The sequence below is a fragment of the Altererythrobacter chaiwopuensis genome (assembly GCF_054957755.1).
On sequence record NZ_JBTXJG010000001.1, the window covers coordinates 191,131 to 207,052 of the forward strand.

The 15,922-nt window shown below is 61.7% G+C and carries 14 protein-coding genes; 8 read left to right on the forward strand and 6 right to left on the reverse strand.

Going from position 1 to position 15,922, the window contains the following annotated elements; genetic code table 11:
- The first annotated feature begins 4 nt into the window (after nt 1-4).
- Both ACX2DJ_RS01015 and ACX2DJ_RS01020 read left to right on the forward strand, forming a co-directional pair.
- Complete coding sequence (locus ACX2DJ_RS01015) at nt 5-1,411, forward strand: MmgE/PrpD family protein (RefSeq protein WP_462570478.1); 1,407 nt, start codon at nt 5-7, stop codon at nt 1,409-1,411.
- Between the two features lie 28 nt (nt 1,412-1,439).
- Nucleotides 1,440-2,276 carry an NTP transferase domain-containing protein gene (locus tag ACX2DJ_RS01020; protein ID WP_462570479.1) on the forward strand — a complete coding sequence of 279 codons (837 nt, stop codon included), beginning with the start codon at nt 1,440-1,442 and terminating at the stop codon, nt 2,274-2,276.
- Between the two features lie 3 nt (nt 2,277-2,279).
- Here the strand turns inward: ACX2DJ_RS01020 and ACX2DJ_RS01025 are convergent, their stop codons facing one another.
- Genes ACX2DJ_RS01025 through ACX2DJ_RS01035 form a run of 3 tightly spaced genes read right to left on the reverse strand, consistent with a single transcriptional unit; the run spans nt 2,280 to nt 5,545 of the window.
- Complete coding sequence (locus tag ACX2DJ_RS01025; RefSeq protein ID WP_462570480.1) at nt 2,280-3,584, reverse strand: nucleotide sugar dehydrogenase; 1,305 nt, start codon at nt 3,582-3,584, stop codon at nt 2,280-2,282.
- 7 nt (nt 3,585-3,591) lie between these two features.
- Nucleotides 3,592-4,347: a glycosyltransferase family 2 protein gene (locus tag ACX2DJ_RS01030; protein ID WP_462570481.1), complete on the reverse strand. Its 756-nt coding sequence runs from the start codon at nt 4,345-4,347 to the stop codon at nt 3,592-3,594.
- 58 nt (nt 4,348-4,405) lie between these two features.
- Complete coding sequence (locus ACX2DJ_RS01035; protein WP_462570482.1) at nt 4,406-5,545, reverse strand: hypothetical protein; 1,140 nt, start codon at nt 5,543-5,545, stop codon at nt 4,406-4,408.
- A gap of 221 nt (nt 5,546-5,766) precedes the next feature.
- Between ACX2DJ_RS01035 and ACX2DJ_RS01040 the strand changes: the two genes are divergently transcribed.
- The 4 genes from ACX2DJ_RS01040 to ACX2DJ_RS01055 all read left to right on the forward strand — a co-directional run bounded on the left by ACX2DJ_RS01040 (nt 5,767) and on the right by ACX2DJ_RS01055 (nt 9,425).
- Nucleotides 5,767-7,200: an NAD-dependent succinate-semialdehyde dehydrogenase gene (locus ACX2DJ_RS01040; protein ID WP_462570483.1), complete on the forward strand. Its 1,434-nt coding sequence runs from the start codon at nt 5,767-5,769 to the stop codon at nt 7,198-7,200.
- A 64-nt stretch (nt 7,201-7,264) separates the two neighbouring features.
- Entirely contained in the window at nt 7,265-8,062 is a 798-nt protein-coding gene (locus ACX2DJ_RS01045; protein ID WP_462570484.1) for a DUF1499 domain-containing protein, read from the forward strand.
- Nucleotides 8,063-8,194: 132 nt separating this feature from the next.
- On the forward strand, nt 8,195-8,776 hold the full coding sequence (locus tag ACX2DJ_RS01050; protein ID WP_462570485.1) for a TetR/AcrR family transcriptional regulator: 582 nt from the start codon (nt 8,195-8,197) through the stop codon (nt 8,774-8,776).
- Nucleotides 8,777-8,849: 73 nt separating this feature from the next.
- A complete protein-coding gene (locus ACX2DJ_RS01055; protein ID WP_462570486.1) occupies nt 8,850-9,425 on the forward strand; it encodes a carboxymuconolactone decarboxylase family protein in 576 nt (191 codons plus the stop codon).
- A 14-nt stretch (nt 9,426-9,439) separates the two neighbouring features.
- Here the strand turns inward: ACX2DJ_RS01055 and ACX2DJ_RS01060 are convergent, their stop codons facing one another.
- Genes ACX2DJ_RS01060 through ACX2DJ_RS01070 form a run of 3 tightly spaced genes read right to left on the reverse strand, consistent with a single transcriptional unit; the run spans nt 9,440 to nt 14,397 of the window.
- The gene (locus ACX2DJ_RS01060) at nt 9,440-10,063 is read right to left on the reverse strand and encodes a CDP-alcohol phosphatidyltransferase family protein (RefSeq protein ID WP_462570487.1); all 624 of its coding nucleotides are present in this window, start codon (nt 10,061-10,063) and stop codon (nt 9,440-9,442) included.
- An 11-nt stretch (nt 10,064-10,074) separates the two neighbouring features.
- Nucleotides 10,075-11,346, reverse strand: coding sequence for a NupC/NupG family nucleoside CNT transporter (locus tag ACX2DJ_RS01065; protein WP_462570488.1), 1,272 nt, complete (start codon nt 11,344-11,346; stop codon nt 10,075-10,077).
- Between the two features lie 18 nt (nt 11,347-11,364).
- On the reverse strand, nt 11,365-14,397 hold the full coding sequence (locus ACX2DJ_RS01070; protein WP_462570489.1) for a TonB-dependent receptor domain-containing protein: 3,033 nt from the start codon (nt 14,395-14,397) through the stop codon (nt 11,365-11,367).
- 161 nt (nt 14,398-14,558) lie between these two features.
- Here ACX2DJ_RS01070 and ACX2DJ_RS01075 point away from each other — a divergent pair, with 161 nt between their 5' ends.
- Together ACX2DJ_RS01075 and ACX2DJ_RS01080 are read left to right on the forward strand one after the other, a co-directional pair.
- Nucleotides 14,559-15,530, forward strand: a complete 972-nt coding sequence (locus tag ACX2DJ_RS01075; RefSeq protein ID WP_462570490.1) for a DUF3179 domain-containing protein — start codon at nt 14,559-14,561, stop codon at nt 15,528-15,530.
- Nucleotides 15,527-15,916, forward strand: coding sequence for a thioredoxin family protein (locus ACX2DJ_RS01080; protein ID WP_462570491.1), 390 nt, complete (start codon nt 15,527-15,529; stop codon nt 15,914-15,916). The genes ACX2DJ_RS01075 and ACX2DJ_RS01080 overlap by 4 nt, the downstream gene beginning before the upstream one ends.
- Nucleotides 15,917-15,922 lie beyond the last annotated feature (6 nt).

Genomic DNA, 15,922 nt, shown 5'->3' on the forward strand with positions numbered 1-15,922 from the left:
GAACGTGAACACCAATCCGCTCGACATCTATGGCGCCTGGATTGCCGAAACTCCGGACAACTGGCCGCAGGACGCGAGGGACTGGGCGCATCGCGAATTCGTCGACACCGTAGCCGTGATGGTGCCCGGCGCGATCGAGCCGGTGGCCGAGAAACTGTTCGGTGTGGTTGCACCATGGGGTGAGGGGCCGTGCACAGTGTTCGGCAGGCCAGGCAAACTGGCCGCACCCTGGGCCGCGCTGGTCAACGGCACCATCGCCCATGCGCTTGACTTCGATGACAATTTCGATCCGCCCAAGGCGCACCCCACCACTGTGCTGCTGCCCGCAATCATGGCGATTGCCGAGCAACAAAGGCTTTCGGGCGCGGCCTGCATCGATGCCTATATTGTCGGCCTGCAGATCCTTGGGCGCATCGGGCAGGGCCTCAATCCCACGCATCGCAATCGCGGCTGGCACGCGACTGCGACGGTCGGGGTTATGGGCGCTACGGCGGCAGTTTCGCGGCTGCTGAAACTCGACGCCGGGGCTTGCGCGCGGGCACTGTCGATCGCGACCAGCATGTCGTCTGGCTTCATGAGCCAGTTCGGCTCGGAGATGAAGCCGGTGCACGCCGGGCTCGCCGCCAAGGGCGGAATAATGGCGGCCACCATGGCGCAGGCGGGGATCACCGCCGGGCGCGATACGCTGGACGGGCGCACTGGCATGAACCGGCTGATGGTGGGGCCCGATTACGAACATCTGCGCGATACCATCACCCATATCGAACACGGGCAGAACCTGCGGTTCGAACTGGAAAATGTCGGTGAGCCGCTGCTGATCACCGAGCACAAGTTTCGCGTGAAGCGCTTCCCCACCTGCGGCGCGATCCACCGCGCGATGGATGGCGTTCTCGAACTGATGACTGAACATGGCTTTAGCGCGGGCGATGTAACCGCCGTCGACCTCCACATGCCGCGCGTCCATTTCAATAACGTGTTCTACACCGATCCGCAGGAACCGCTCGAAGCCAAGTTCTCGGCCGAATATGCAGTCGGCTGCGTGCTGGCGCGGGGCGATTGCACTTTGGCAGATTTCACCCCCGAGCGGGTCATGGGGGATGACGTGCGCGGCCTGTTCCCGCTCATCCACCGTCATCCGGTCGACAAGCTGGAAGGCGAATTCCCGACCGAGGTACACATCACCCTGAAAGACGGGCGGCAACTGAAATCGGTGCACGAATGGCCCAAAGGGAGCAAGGCCGCACCATTCAGCTGGGCGGAATACTGGTCCAAGTTCGATGCCTGCTGTGATGGCGTGATCGATGCAGAGACTCGCGCGGGCCTGCGCGAAACGCTCGAGAGCTTCCCGTCCCTCGACGATGCCGGTGCGCTGATGCGCCATGCCGGCCTGGCTTTCGCGCAGCAGCCATGATCCACCTGGAATATAGGAAGCGATAGAGATGCAGGCAGGCGAACAGGCAACCCCCGAAGGTTACAAGCCAGCAGTGCTGGTGATGGCCGCCAGCCGCCGCGGCGTGGAAGATCCGGTGGCAAAATTGCAGGGCAAGGCGCACAAATGCCTGGTCGAGCTTGACGGCCAGGTGATGCTCGAGCGCGTGCTCGAAGCGCTGGTCGACAGCGGCTGTTTCGACAAGATCCATGTCTCGCTCGACAGCCCCGACGTCCTGCTGGCGACCCCGCGGATGCGCGGCTGGGTGGAGGAAGGCCGGGCGATTTTCGTCCAGGCCAGCGGCAATCTGGCTGACAGTGTGCTGGCCGCAGTGAAAGAGATCGACAATCCGCTGCCGCTGGTGATCACCACGGGCGACAATGCGCTGCATACGCCCGAACTGGTACGCGATTTTGTCGAGGGATTTCTGGCTTGCGATGAAGATGTGGCGCTGGGCTTGTCGAGCGAGGAAGTGGTGCTGCGCGAATTCGCCAATTCGGGCCTTGCCTTCCACCAGCTGAAGGATGGCGGATCATCTTCGTGCAATCTCTACGGCCTGCGCAACCGGCGCGCGCTCACTGCGGTCAAGGTGTTCGAAGGCGGCGGCCAGTTCGGCAAGCGTCACTGGCGCATCCTCAAGGCTTTCGGGCTGTGGCCCTTCGTGCTCTACAAGCTCAAGCTCACCACCATGCGCGGCCTGGTGGATGCAATCGGGCGCCGATTGGGCGTCAGCATTGCACCGGTGATGCTCGACTATCCCTACGGGCCGATCGATGTCGATCACAAGCACAGCTTCGACATTACCGAGGCAGCGCTGATCCGCCGGCGTGAGGCAGCGCAGGGCTAGATTCTATAACCGCTGATCCGATGCATCGAGCGGCAGCGCGGACTTGACATCGTAAAGCACCGCGCCCGGCTTGCCCAGCGCGCGGATGCTTTCAGCCCCCATGGCGACGATGTCATCATGCGCCACGGCCAGAATGATCCCGTCGTATTTGCCGGCTTCTAGTGTGCTCACCGGACGGATGCCATATTCGTGCGCGCATTCGTCCGCATCCACCCAGCTGTCATAGACATCCACCGCAATGTCGAATTCATTCAGATGGGTGACGATGCTGGCGACCTTGGTGTTGCGGTGATCCGGGCAGTTTTCCTTGAACGCAAAGCCCAGCACCAGCACGCGCAGTTCATCCTTCAACAGACCCTTGCGGCCCATCAGGCGGACGAACTGGTTCACCACATATTTGCCCACCCGGTCATTGATCCGGCGCCCGGCCAGGATCACTTCGGGATGGTGGCCGATCTCCTCGGCCTTGTGGGTAAGGTAATAGGGGTCAACGCCGATACAGTGCCCGCCAACCAGGCCGGGGCGCACGGGCATGAAGTTCCACTTCGTCCCCGCCGCCTCAAGCACTTCGGTGGTATCGATCCCCAGCGAATTGCAGATCATCGCCAGTTCATTGGCCAATGCGATGTTGAGATCGCGCTGGGTATTCTCCATCACCTTTGCCGCCTCTGCCACACGGATCGAGCTGGCGCGATGCGTGCCTGCGGTCACTACTGTGCGATATAGCGCATCGACGAAATCAGCCGCTTCCGGCGTAGAGCCACTGGTGATCTTCTGGATATCTGGGAGCTTGCGCAGCTTGTCGCCGGGATTGATTCGTTCGGGGCTGTAGCCGCAATAGAAATCCCGATTGTAAGATAGCCCTGACACCTCCTCCAGGATCGGCACGCAGAATTCATCCGTGCACCCGGGATAGACGGTGCTTTCGTAGATCACCACGTCGCCGCGCGTCAGCACCTTACCGATCGCGCGGGTAGCACTTTCGAGCGGGCCCAGATCGGGATGATTGTGGCTGTCGAGCGGAGTGGGGACGGTGACGATGAATATATTGCAGCCTGCCGCGTCGGCCCAGTCCAGGGTAAATTCCAGCTGACTGGCCGCAGCCAGTTCCTCTGCCGTAGCTTCCTTGGTTTCGTCATATCCCGCCTTGAGGTTGGCGACTCGCTGCGGCCGGACATCAATGCCCACGGTGGGGAAACGCTGGCCGAAATTGACCGCCACCGGCAAGCCGACATAACCGAGGCCGACCACGCAAATGCGGGCATCCTCAAGCTTGAGCGGGAATTTTTGCGACTCGATCTGGCTCATGGGGGGCTTAACGCTCGGTCGTCTGAAGCGGCCAGTAGCCCGACAGGATCCGTTCGCCGCCCTCGCCGCGCTCGACTTCGGCGATCACGCGCTTGCCGATCCCTGAAAGATTGCCTTCATGCATCCGGTAGCTGAACAGCGGCTCGGCAATGTGGCGCCCGCGCCAGCCATTGGCGACGATGCGCTTCCACTTGTGGTGCTTGGTGCCCTTGCGGATCGTCTCGTCATAGGGCCCGGCTTCCAGCACCGGTGCGGCCAGGCACATGGCCGGTTCGGGAATGAAGGAATAGCGTTCGAGCAGCGCCGGATCGAACGCTGCCGACTTGCCCCGGTCAAGCGCCTCCCCGGTGGCGGAAATCAGCATGCAATCGGTATAGATGATCGCGATGCTGGGATCTTCGGCGCGCGCCGCTTCGAGTTCGGCGATCGTGCGTTCTACATATCCGGGCGACAGCAGATCGTCCGAATCGTGGATCACGAAATAGCGGCCGCGCACATATTCGAGCGCGCGGTTGAGCGCGCCCAGCTTGCCGACATTTTCTTCCAGCGCGATGAGCCGCGTGCTGATAAGATTGTCAGCCTTGTCCAGCGCCTCGCGGATCGCCTCAAGCGAATTGTCCGTGCTCGCATCATCGACCACGATCAGCTCGATCGGGGCATAGGTTTGCGCCGCGATGCTGGCGATCGCCTCGCCAACGAATGCGCCATAGTTATAGTTGGGGATGACCACGCTGAGCAGGCCTTCAGGGGTGACGTCGGTCAATGGTTGTTCCAATTGTACGGTTCGTGTGTCTGGTGGGGGTGCTTCTGCGCGGCTGGCTTTAGCCCGATTGGCCGGATAATGCCAAGGATTGCGTACGGGGAAAAAGATTGGCTGGCGAAGAGTCCAGCTTTTCCATCTGCCCGTCGCAGATCCGCGCCACCAGCGCACGATCACGCTCAGGGATGGAGGCGCGCTTTTCCGCGCTGTCAGACTTGAACTGCTGCTGGTTGTTATCGTCCTTGGAGTGGAACTGGAACTGTTCGAGCATCAGCGCCAATTCCTCCTCCGCAGGCTTGAAATCGAGCCCGCGCGCCAGGATGTGGGCGAAGTTTTCCGGCTTGATATCGCGATAGTTGAGCAGTCCCACCCGCTCACCCATCTGCGCGGCAAAGCCCAGATAGCGGGCAAAGCAATGGGCAAGATACTCGACCTCGTCCATCTCCGCTGTTGCGCGCCAATCGAGCCCCGAAAGAAAACCGGCTTGCGGCCGCCCCTTGGCCCACACCACCGCCGAGGTTTCCTTGAGCACCGAGGCGATCACCTCCACCGGCTCACGATAGAGGAACAGCGCCGGCATCTGCGGAAACGCGGCCAGCGCGAAATCCATATACAGCGTATTCCACGAGATGAATTTGATGAAGGCGCGTTCTTCCTGCGGGAACCGGCAGCGGGTCATCGCCAGCACCAGGTTGCGGAACGCCTTGAGGTTTTCAGGGCTGGCCTCTGCCTCCTGCGACCAGTCGCGGGTGATGGTAGCCCAGAAGCCCCGCTGTAGCGGCGCGCCCTGGTTGATCACCAGATGCCGCGGGCTGCGCGCCAGCGCCTTGCCCGTAAGCGTCGAGCCGCAGCGCGAGATATGGAACATGAAACCGCTCGGCTCGATCGGATCGGCAAGGATGCGGTCATCCTGCAGGATCGCGAAATCGGTGACGAAGGATTCGCCGATTTTGCCCTGTTCCGCCAGCGTGCTGATGGTGAAGATATGCTGCCATTCGCGATAGGGATAATCGCCAATATCGGCCCACAGCACCTTGCCGGAGCCGCCGATGTCTGTCTCGGGGTCGATCGCGACCGGGATCATCCCGGGCGTGGAATGGATCCTGGCAATCGCCTCCTCCGCGCCGAGGTGGCGGCTCCCGATATCGGGGATCAGGCCTGAAACCACTTCATGGTCTGGCAGGGCATAGAGCGCCGTCAAAGTGACTCCATAGCATGCATGGCTGGGCCCGTATCCGCACGGACGCGCGGCTCCTAAGGCTGCTGGCCACGCGCTGTCAACCGCCCCCTTCAGTCAGGTTGAAACGGAATATTCGCAGCTGCGGCTTGGCAAGCCATGGCAAAATGGGCACAGCGGCACTTCAATTGCACGGTGAAATTCGCACACTGGCGAGACAGGCCCAAGGGAACATCCAAGGCGACATGAACATCATTTCCTCCATCCTCAGTCCCGACGCGCTTGACGATTCCGGCGGCATGGCAGTGGCCAACCCGGCAACGGGCGAAGAATTGGCCAGGGTGCGGACCTATACCGCGCAGGAAGTGGACGGGATGATCCACGCGGCCGAAGCTGCACGGCGCGATTGGGCCGCCGAAACCGCGAAATTCCGTGCCGACAAGCTGCGCGACTGGTTCAACCTCATCATTGCCCACCGCGAGCAGCTGGCCGAAATCTGCACGCTCGAATGCGGCAAACCATTGGCCGAAGCGCGGGCAGAACTCGATTACGCGGCAAGCTTTGTCGAATGGTTCGCGGAAGAGGCGCGCCGCGCCTATGGCGAGACGATTCCCAGCTTCGCAGCAGGCAAGGAAATCCTCGTGCGCAAGGAACCCGTGGGCACCTGCGCCGCGATCACCCCGTGGAACTTCCCGCTGGCGATGATTACGCGCAAATCGGCCCCGGCGCTGGCAGCGGGCTGTGCGATGGTGATGAAGCCTTCCGAGGCAACTCCGCTTTCGGCCCTCGCGCTGGAGGCGCTGGCGGTGAAAGCGGGCATTCCTGCGGCGATTCTGCGGATCGTGCCTAGCGCAGACCCGGCAGAGACTGGCAGGCTGTTCTGCACCCATCCGGTGATCCGCAAGATCAGCTTCACCGGCTCTACCGCAGTGGGCAAGCTGCTGCTCGAACAGGCGGGCAGCACGGTCAAGAAAGCATGCATGGAGCTGGGCGGTAACGCCCCTTTCATCGTGTTCGAGGATGCCGATATCGATGCGGCGGTCGATGGCGCGATGATCGCGAAGTTTCGCAATGCCGGGCAGGCCTGCATCGGCGCCAACCGGCTGCTGGTGCAGCAGGGTGTGCATGATCGCTTCGTCGGCGCGCTGGCTGAACGTGCGGCTGCGCTGAAGGTGGGCAACGGGATGGACCCCGAAAGCCAGATCGGCCCGCTGATCAATGACCGCGCGCTGGAAAAGGTCGAGCGGCTGACCGATGCTGCGCTGGGCGATGGCGCAACGCGGGTGTGCGGCGGGGGGCGGCACAATGCCGGGGCGCAGTTCTATACCCCCACCGTGCTGACCGGCGTCAGGCAAGACATGGGAATCGCGCAGCAGGAGATTTTCGGCCCGGTCGCATCAATCATCCCCTTTGCCGACGAGGCCGAGGCGATCCGCATCGCCAATGACACCCGCTCAGGCCTGGCGAGCTATTGCTATACTGGCGATCTTGCCCGCGCCTGGCGAGTCATGGGTGCGCTCGAATATGGCATGGTCGCGATCAATGAGGGGCTGCTGGGCACCGAAGTCGCGCCGTTTGGCGGGATCAAGGAATCGGGCATCGGCCGCGAAGGCTCGCGCCACGGCATGGACGAGTATCTCGAGCTCAAATACGTGCTGATGGGCGGTTTGCGCGGCTAACTGCAGATTTGTGCGGCGGTAGATCGCATTTGGCATTTTGCCCTGCGCGGGGTAAACCGTTTCCATGAAGACGACCCCCTGGCATGCCCGCCTCGCGCTGACCCTCGCCCTGCTCCTGCCGCTATATTTTGCAGTGGCTGCACTAGGCACCAAATTCAGCCTGTGGGATTGGAAAACGGGCCTGCTGACGCTGACCATGAGTGCGGGACCGATCGTGCTTGGTGCAGTTGCACTGTTCGCGCTGATCTCGCTGGTCGTCACGCTGTGGCGCAAGCCGCGAACCGGCTGGAAACTGGCGTTGCTCGCCCTGCTGGTACCGGTCGCAATTGTTGGAATGCTGGGCTATATCCGCAGCGAGGCGGCACAGATCCCGCCGATCCACGATATTGCGACAGACCTGTCTGATCCGCCGCGCTTCTCGGACGAAGTGCTGGCCGCGCGGCAGGCAGCAAGCGCCAATCCGCTCAATGATTACCAGGTTCCGCTTGGCGAGCTGGAACCCTGGCGCGGGCGTGCAGCCGAACTGGCGAAGCTTTCCCATGCCGAAATCATCGCGCAGTCCTATCCTGATCTGGCACCGCTTCCGCTTGGTGCCGCCAGCCCGGCTGAAGGCGTGGAAGCGGTCGCCGCAGCAATGCGCGAGATCGGGCTGTCAGATGTCTCCACCGATCCGGCGACTGGCCATGTCGAAGGCGTGGCAGAAACCTTCTGGTTCGGCTTCAAGGATGATGTCGTGGCGCGGGTGGGCGATGACCGGATCGACTTCCGCTCTGTATCCCGGGTTGGCCTGAGCGATCTGGGGGCCAATGCCGCGCGCATAGCCGAACTGCGCAGCAAGGTGCAGCAGCGGCTCGATCGCTGATCGCAGCCGGAACGGATATCGCAACCACTCGCTCCGCAATTCGGGTTCAGACCGGATCGTACGGCACATATCGAAATGGCGGGTTCTGACCCTTGTATTGACCGATCGTTCCAAACCAACTATACGGCGCCAATGCCCTGGGAAAAGCGCTTCGATGTGGATGAGACACTCACCCGGGTGATGCATGCCTTCTGGACGCATGGCTACGAGGCAACATCGATGCAGAGCCTGGTGGATGCAACGGGCGTCAACCGCGCGAGCCTCTATGCAACCTATGGCGACAAGCACGATCTGTTTCTGGCCGCTCTGCGGAAATACGACAGGGAAGTCAGGGGCCGGCTGCTGGAAGAACTCGGCGCGAGTGAACCGCCGGCACGGGCCATTTCAGCGGTTTTCGACAAATTCATCGGCCAGGTGCGATTGCCACAGGGCAATTGGGGGTGCTTCCTGATCAATTCCGCACTGGAGCTGGCTCCGCACGAGCCTGAGATCGCCGCCATCGTCAACGATGCGCAAGATGATATCGAGGCATTTTTCCTCGCCATGATCCGCAAGGGCCAGCAGACGGGTGCCTTCAGCGCCAGCCTCGATGCCGCCGACCTCGCGCGGGAAGCCCTTGTCACTCTTTTGGGCCTGGTGGTCATGATCCGCAGCAGGCCAGAGGAAGGCTATCTTCTTGCGGTTCGTGACAGCTTCTTGAAACGCCTCGCCTGACGCCGCCATTTTTTTACCCAATATGGAACGATCATTCCAACGACATCCCTCCCCCCACCGAAAGGAAATGATGATGAGTAAAGTATTCAGGACCAGCCTGCCGCTGCGCACCGCGGAAGATACAGACCCGGCTGTCAGCGCCCCGCTCAAGGAGACGCAGGCCAAGATGGGCATGGTGCCCAATATGTACGGGGCAATGGTCAATCTGCCCGCGCTGCTCGACACCTACAGCCATGCTTATGGGAAGTTTCGCGCCGAATCCGGCTTCTCACCGGTCGAGCAGGAAGTCGTCTTCCTCGCCATCAGCCGGGCCAATGGGTGCCATTACTGCATGGCGGCCCACAGCTTCGTGGGCGACATGATGACCAAGGTTCCGGCCGAAGTGACCGATGCCATCCGCGACGGCCGGCCGGTTGCCGATGCAAAACTGGAAGCGCTGCGTGCCTTTGCCCATGTGATGACCGAGAGCCGCGGCAATCCCACGCCAGAGCAGGCCCAGGCCTTTCTTGATGCCGGTTTCGAAGAAACACATATCCTCGGCATCATCCTTGCCCTGAGCGCCAAGGTTATCTCGAACTATTCGAACCACATCTTCCACACCGAAGTCGATCCGGCCTTCGCCAGCCGGGCATGGACGCCGTCCGAGTAAAAGTGACCCCGGCTTCAGCCGTGATCGTCCGACCGGTGTTGGAAAACCCGCCGGGCGATCACGGTGCGCTGGATCACTGTCAGAATACAAGCCGCTGAATATATCCACGCAATGAGGGCAAACGCCGCCGGCCAAAGGCACATGGCCAAGAATGCCGCGATCGTTTCGGTCCCTTCGGCAAGGCCTGTATTGTAGAAGAAGCTCTTCTTGCCATGGGCGTCGGTTTCAATGCCCCGCTTGGCTGCGAGCGTGGCGAAGGCAAGGAAGCTGACGCCGGTTAGGGTAAAGCTGGCAATCAGCACCGCAGCCGGCAGGGCATTTGCTGGCGTGGCCAGGGCGAAGCCCAGCGGCACCGCTACATAAAACACGAAATCGCCGACGATATCGAGATACCCACCGAAGTCGGTCAGGCGGGTGGCACGCGCGACCGCTCCGTCAAGCCCGTCAAGCAACCGGTTGGCAAGCACAAGTGCAAGCCCGGCAATGAAGTATCCGTGCGCAATCGCGCCGCCCGCTGCCAGGCCCAGCGCAATGCCGGACAGTGTCAGCATATTGGCGCTGAGCCCTGCACGAGCAAGCCGCCGCCCCAAGGCATTGAGCGGCGGATCGATCAGCGGGCGCAAGCGGGCATCCAGCACCGGAAAGCTCCCTATACCCAGGTGACCAGGCCGATCACGGCCCCGGTCATCATCGAAGCCATATTGCCCGCAATCCAGCTCTTCATGCCCAGGCCGGCAACTTCCGCCCGCCGCTCTGGCGCAAGGGTGGAAATGGTCGATACGATCAAACCGACACTGGCCAGATTGGCGACCCCGCACAAGGCATAGGTCACGATCAGCAGACTGCGCGCATCGAGCGTGCCGGGTTCGAGCGCGGCGAGATCGAGGAAGGCGACATATTCGTTGAGCACCGCCTTGGTTCCCATCAGCGCACCTGCACTTCCCGCCTGGCCCCAGGGAATCCCAATTGCCCACATGAAGGGGGCGAAGATCCAGCCGAACAGGCCGCGCAGGGTCAGCGGCTCGCCCGATCCGGTCGGCACCAGCACCAGCATCTGGTCGACCAGATTGACCAGCGCGAACACCACGATGATCACCCCGATCACCGCCAGCATCAGCTGGACCCCCTCCATCGTCCCGCGCACCGCGGCGTCCATGCTGCTTTCATATTTCAGATCGGGTTCGATGGATTCGCTTTCCTCTTCGCCTTGTTCAGCCGGTGGCACCATCAGCCGCGCCAGCAGCACCGCCGCCGGAAGCGAAATCAGCGAAGCAACGATCATGTGCCCCACGGCATTGGGCACCGTCTTGGACAGCGTGGTGGCATATAGCACCAGGATCGCACCCGAAATTGTCGCCATGATCAGCACCATGATCATGAACAGGTCAGACCGGCTCATCCGGCCAAACCATGCGCGCAGCACCAGCGGGCTTTCGACCACGCCCAGGAAGATCGTCGCCCCGCCGCCCAATCCGACCACGCCGCTGACGCCAAGGGTCCGCTGGAGTGCCCATGACAGCCCGCGCACCGCCGCGCGCAGGATACCCCAGTGCCACAGCAACGCCGAAAGCGCGGAAAAGACGATCACGAGCGGCAGGATCTGGAAAGCAATGACAAGCGGCGGGGTCGCGCCTTCCTTCAATTCGAAGGGCAGCGGCGCCCCGCCGATATAACCGAACATATAGCTGGATCCGACCAGGGTCGCCGCCTCGATAGCGGACACCGCCCGATTGGCCAGGCCCACCACTTCCCAAACAAAGGGAACACGCGTGACGACCAGCGCGATCGCGATTTGCAGCACCAGCGCACCCGCAATCCAGCGCCAGCCGGGCCGGGCGGCGCGGTTCTCTGAAATCAGCCAGGCCAGCACCACCAGAGCGGCGAGCCCGATCAGCCCCTGCAGATTATGCATCGCCGCCATTGCGCGGTTACTCCTGCCCTAGAATTTCAACGCCGCACCGAACTGGAACTGGCGCGGCGGCCCGGCATTGCGCTGCACAAAGGGTGCCCCGCCGCCGAACTGCACCTGATTGGACGTTGTCGCCGCATTGGCAAAGCCCGATTCATTATTAGTGTTGAAAAGGTTGAACACATCCGCACTCAATTCCAGCCCGGCAAGCCCCGGAACGGCATAGCGTAACCCTATATCGACCGTGGCCGACCACGGAAGCCGCCCGGAATTCCGGCTTTCCCCCGGATAGCGATCCGAATTGCCGACGAAGTTCTCGCCGAAGCTCGCACCATCGCCGTTGAGGTCCTGGGTTCCGAAGATGCGCGCATCGGGCACCAGATTGACCGGCTGGCCTGACTGGAACAGCCCCGCGACGCTCATCGTCAGACCATCGAGCGGATAGAGGAATCCAACCGCCGAGATGACGTGCCGCCGATCGTTCGCCGATGGCCCCCATTCGGTGCTGAAATCATTGCCGTTGGCAGCGCGGAAATTGATGTCATCGGTGTCGTTCTTGAGGCTCGAGAGCGTGTAGGCGAGCCGGAAGGCATAGAAATCCCCACCACGCGCCTTGTTCGCCTGAAGGATCAGCGCCTTGTATTCGGCCTCGCCCTCGGTTTCCGAAACGGTAATCTGCCGCGCCCCGCCCGCCACCGGCGCGACCGGACGCGAGGCATCGGCATCGGCCTGGCTGCGCACCAGGCCGAGCGATTGCGCCAGCGCGAACCGCGCGGCGTTGTCAGGTTGGCCTTGCAGCAGCGCAATGTTCGCCGCCGTCAGATTGGCGAGGTTGGGAGTGAAGGGTGAAGGTGCATTGAGATCACGCAGCCGCACGAGATTGTGTGAGCGGCTGTAGATAAGGTCGGCCGAAAGCGTGATCGTGTCGGTTGCCTGATACTGGTAGCTACCGCTCAATTGCACGCTGTAGGGGCTGTCATAGCCGTCAGGGCTGAGGATACGCGCTTCGTTGATGGTCGCCGTGTCGCGCAGGTTCTGCACCTCATCGGGCGAAGGGCATTCGGCCACTGTCGCACAGGCAGGCGAGACAGTTAGGTTGCCGTCAAAAGTCGCCGCAGAAAGATCGGCATCGGCGCGGATGATCCCCAGCGATTGCAACTGGCCCAGCTGCGCGAGGAAGCCGGGCGAGGTGGTGTTGCGCTGCAACGCGTCCGAAATCACCGAATAGCTAAGCTTGCCATAGAACAGGCCCGCGCCGAAGCGCAGGCTCGATCGGGCATCGGGGCGATAGTTGAGCGAAAAGCGCGGGGCGAAATTGTCATAATCGCCGCCGGTTCCGCCCTTTGCAGTGAGGCTGTCATAATCCCAGCGCACGCCCAGCGTGGCGGTAAGCTGCGAGGAAAGCTGCCATTCGTCCTCAAGATAGAAGGCCAGCTGCGTCTGCGCGGTGCCGAAACTTTGCGGGCGTAGTTCGACCGAATAATTGGCCACCGCGGGATTCAGCGCAAGCACGTCCTGCGCGGTAAGGCCAAGGCCCGCGCCGCTGCCTGCAAGCGTCGCCAATTGCTGCGCAGTCAGATCGACGGTGAAATTGCCATCGGGATTGCCCCCGCCCAGCAGCGCAAAATCGGAACGGATCACATCTGCCCCGACAGTCAGCTTGTGGCTATCCAGCTTGCGCTGCAAGCGGTGCGTGGTCTGCCAGGTTTCTTCCAGATCGTCGAACACGAAACCGGGGTGCCCCACTACGCCGACCGTCAGGCCGGATGGGTCGCGAACCGTCACTTGCGGCCCGGGCCCGGCCACAGGCTCGCCATAGTCCCAGCGGAAGCGGCTATATTGCACCGCCCCATCATAACTCCACTCGTCACCCGCATAGCTGGCGGTAGCCGCAACCAGGGTTGAAAAGCGGTCCTGATCGGAACCCGCCGAAGGGAAGCTTGCGTTGCCGCCGCCCAGGGCGCCGCCGGGCCGCTCGATCGTCACCCGCCCGATATTGGCGCGCAGGCCCAGCGTCCAGTCGTCCGTCAGCCTGTGGTCGAGCCTTACCGAGCCGAGGTAGAATTCATTGTTGCCGGTGACGGTGTCGACCACGCCCAGCGCCGGGGCATCGACCACCTGCAGATTGCGGTCGCGGGTATATTCGAAATTGGCGTAGAAGAAGGTCTTGTCACGCGCGATCGGGCCGCCAAGGCTGGCGCCTGCCTGATAGCGTTCGAAGCTTTCGCCAACCGGATTTCCCGACAGGTCGCGGCGCGGGAACGGCGAATTGGCATCGAGCGGTTGCCCAGGGCGAACCAGCGCATAAACCTCGCCATGATACTCATTGCTGCCCGATGGCGACGTGTAGTTGACCACGCCATTGGCGGTGCGCCCGTACTCGACCGAATAGGAATTGGCGAGCACTGTCACCTCGCGGGTGAAGCCCAGCGGCACGGGGAACTTGATCCCGCCGAGGAAATTCTCGTTATTGTCGAGCCCGTCGAGCAGGTAATTGGTGTCGAGCCCGTTCGACCCGTTGATCGAGATTGATGGAGCCTCGGGGAAGAAGCCGGTCGACGGCACGACATTGGGCAGGCGGATCAGCGCGCCGATCACATCGCGCCCTTCGATCGGCAGCGCGGCCAGTTCCCGGGCGTCGAGCGAGGCAGACACCTCGGCATTGACGGTGTTGATCCCGGTGACCGCTGGCCTGCCAGTGACCACAATGCCGCCGGTTCCGCTGGGGATCAGGCGCAAGGTCACGCTGCTGGTGAAATTGGCGCGCAGGTTGACGCTGGCCTGCTGATCGGACTGATACCGCCCCCCCTGTGCAACCGACACCTGCCAGGTTCCTGCAGTGGTCAGGCCTTCGAGCCTGACAAACCCGCGTTCGTCGCTACGCAGTGCGCGCGAGAAGCCGATTTGCGCGTTCTCTACCTTGACCTCGACATTCGCTGCCGGCTCACCGGTATCGGCATCGACAAGCGCAATCTGGATACCGGCCTGCTGGGCATAGGCAGGCGAAGAAACTGCAACCAGGGCAAGTGCGGTGGCTGCCAGCGTCTGACGAGAAAGAAACAAGCGTATACTCCAAGGTTTGGCTCTGATGGGGAAATTTCGGCTATTTTCGCAATCTGTCGTAATGAGATCGAAATTCTTACACTGCGGCCCAAAAATTTCCCGAGCGACCGATTGTAACCATATCTGCGGGCATGGCGAACCCCGTTAACAGAGGTTGTTCGATGATTTCAGCCATTCGCCTGATATTGGGCGCGTTCGCCGCATTACTGCTGCCAACGGGCATCGCAGCTGCCGAGAGTCCGCGTTCGCTTCAGCGGGAATTCCCCAAACTGGATCTGACCAGATCGGCGGTTGACCTGAGCGAAATCCGTTCTGGAGGCGTGCCGCGAGACGGCATTCCGGCAATCCTCAAACCGCAATTCGTCGATTCCGGCCAGATCGAAAATCTGGGTGAGGATGAGCCTGTCATCTTCCTGTCGGGGAGCTGCGGTGCATTCGCATTCCCCTATCGCATCCTGATCTGGCACGAAATTGTCCACCATGATCACTGCGGACAACCGGTGGCGGTGACTTATTGCCCACTTTGCAACACTTCGATGGTGTTTGACCGCAGGATCGACGGTTCTACCCTGACCTTTGGCACCACAGGCAGGCTGCGGCATTCCGACCTGGTGATGTACGATCATCAGACCGAGACTTTGTGGCAGCAGTTCACTGGCGAAGCGATCGTGGGGCGCCATACCGGCAAGACACTGGCAGCCATTCCCGCGCGCATCGAAGCCTGGAGATTGTTCCGCGAGGAATTTCCCGATGGGAAAGTCCTTGTCCCTTCCACCGGCCGCCACCAACCCTATGGCCGCAACCCCTATGCGAGGTATGACAGAGCTCCGGAACCATTTTTATATGCCGGAAAAATGCCCCATGGCATTGAACCGATGGCGCGCGTGGTTCGCGTCGGCTCGCGGGCATGGGCACTGGATTTCGTGCAGAAGCACTCTCCCGTGATGACCGATGATGGCTTGAGGATAGAGTGGCTGAAGGGCCAGAATTCAACATTGGATCGTTCCAGAATTTCCAGCGGTCGGGACATCGGCAATGTCCGCGTTACACGCGGCGGCATCCATGTCGCTTACAGTGTCGACTTCGCCTTTGCCTTTCACGCTTTCTACCCGGAAGGTGAGCTGACCAAGTGATTGGCCGCAAGGCAGCCATTATCGCAGCCTTGTTAGTGGCGCTGCTCGCTTCAAGGCCGGCGCTCGCCGATACACCTGCCGCTTTTACTGACGAGGGTTTCGCGGCAGCGCAGGCACAGGGCAGAACGATCGTTATCGAAACTTTTGCGCAATGGTGCCTTCCCTGCCGGTTGCAGGAGCCAATCCTGGAACGGATACGCAAGCGCAAGCCATTTGAATCCATATTGATTCTACGTATCGGCGAGGAGACGCCGCCGGAAACCTGGAAACGTTTCCGCCTCAGTGGGTATGGAACGCTGCTGATCTACAAGGGCAATCGCGAAGTCGCCCGAGGCAACCCCACCGACGAACCGGCAATTGCAGCGCTGTTGCGCCAGGGTGTTTAGGATCAG

What these genes read in the sequence shown, in the direction of transcription:
- ACX2DJ_RS01020 (WP_462570479.1), top strand. Translation starts at nt 1,440, where the DNA reads ATGCAGGCAGGCGAACAGGCAACCCCCGAAGGTTACAAGCCAGCAGTG.
- ACX2DJ_RS01025 (WP_462570480.1), bottom strand. Translation starts at nt 3,584, where the DNA reads ATGAGCCAGATCGAGTCGCAAAAATTCCCGCTCAAGCTTGAGGATGCC.
- ACX2DJ_RS01040 (WP_462570483.1), top strand. Translation starts at nt 5,767, where the DNA reads ATGAACATCATTTCCTCCATCCTCAGTCCCGACGCGCTTGACGATTCC.
- ACX2DJ_RS01045 (WP_462570484.1), top strand. Translation starts at nt 7,265, where the DNA reads ATGAAGACGACCCCCTGGCATGCCCGCCTCGCGCTGACCCTCGCCCTG.
- ACX2DJ_RS01050 (WP_462570485.1), top strand. Translation starts at nt 8,195, where the DNA reads ATGCCCTGGGAAAAGCGCTTCGATGTGGATGAGACACTCACCCGGGTG.
- ACX2DJ_RS01055 (WP_462570486.1), top strand. Translation starts at nt 8,850, where the DNA reads ATGAGTAAAGTATTCAGGACCAGCCTGCCGCTGCGCACCGCGGAAGAT.
- ACX2DJ_RS01065 (WP_462570488.1), bottom strand. Translation starts at nt 11,346, where the DNA reads ATGGCGGCGATGCATAATCTGCAGGGGCTGATCGGGCTCGCCGCTCTG.
- ACX2DJ_RS01075 (WP_462570490.1), top strand. Translation starts at nt 14,559, where the DNA reads ATGATTTCAGCCATTCGCCTGATATTGGGCGCGTTCGCCGCATTACTG.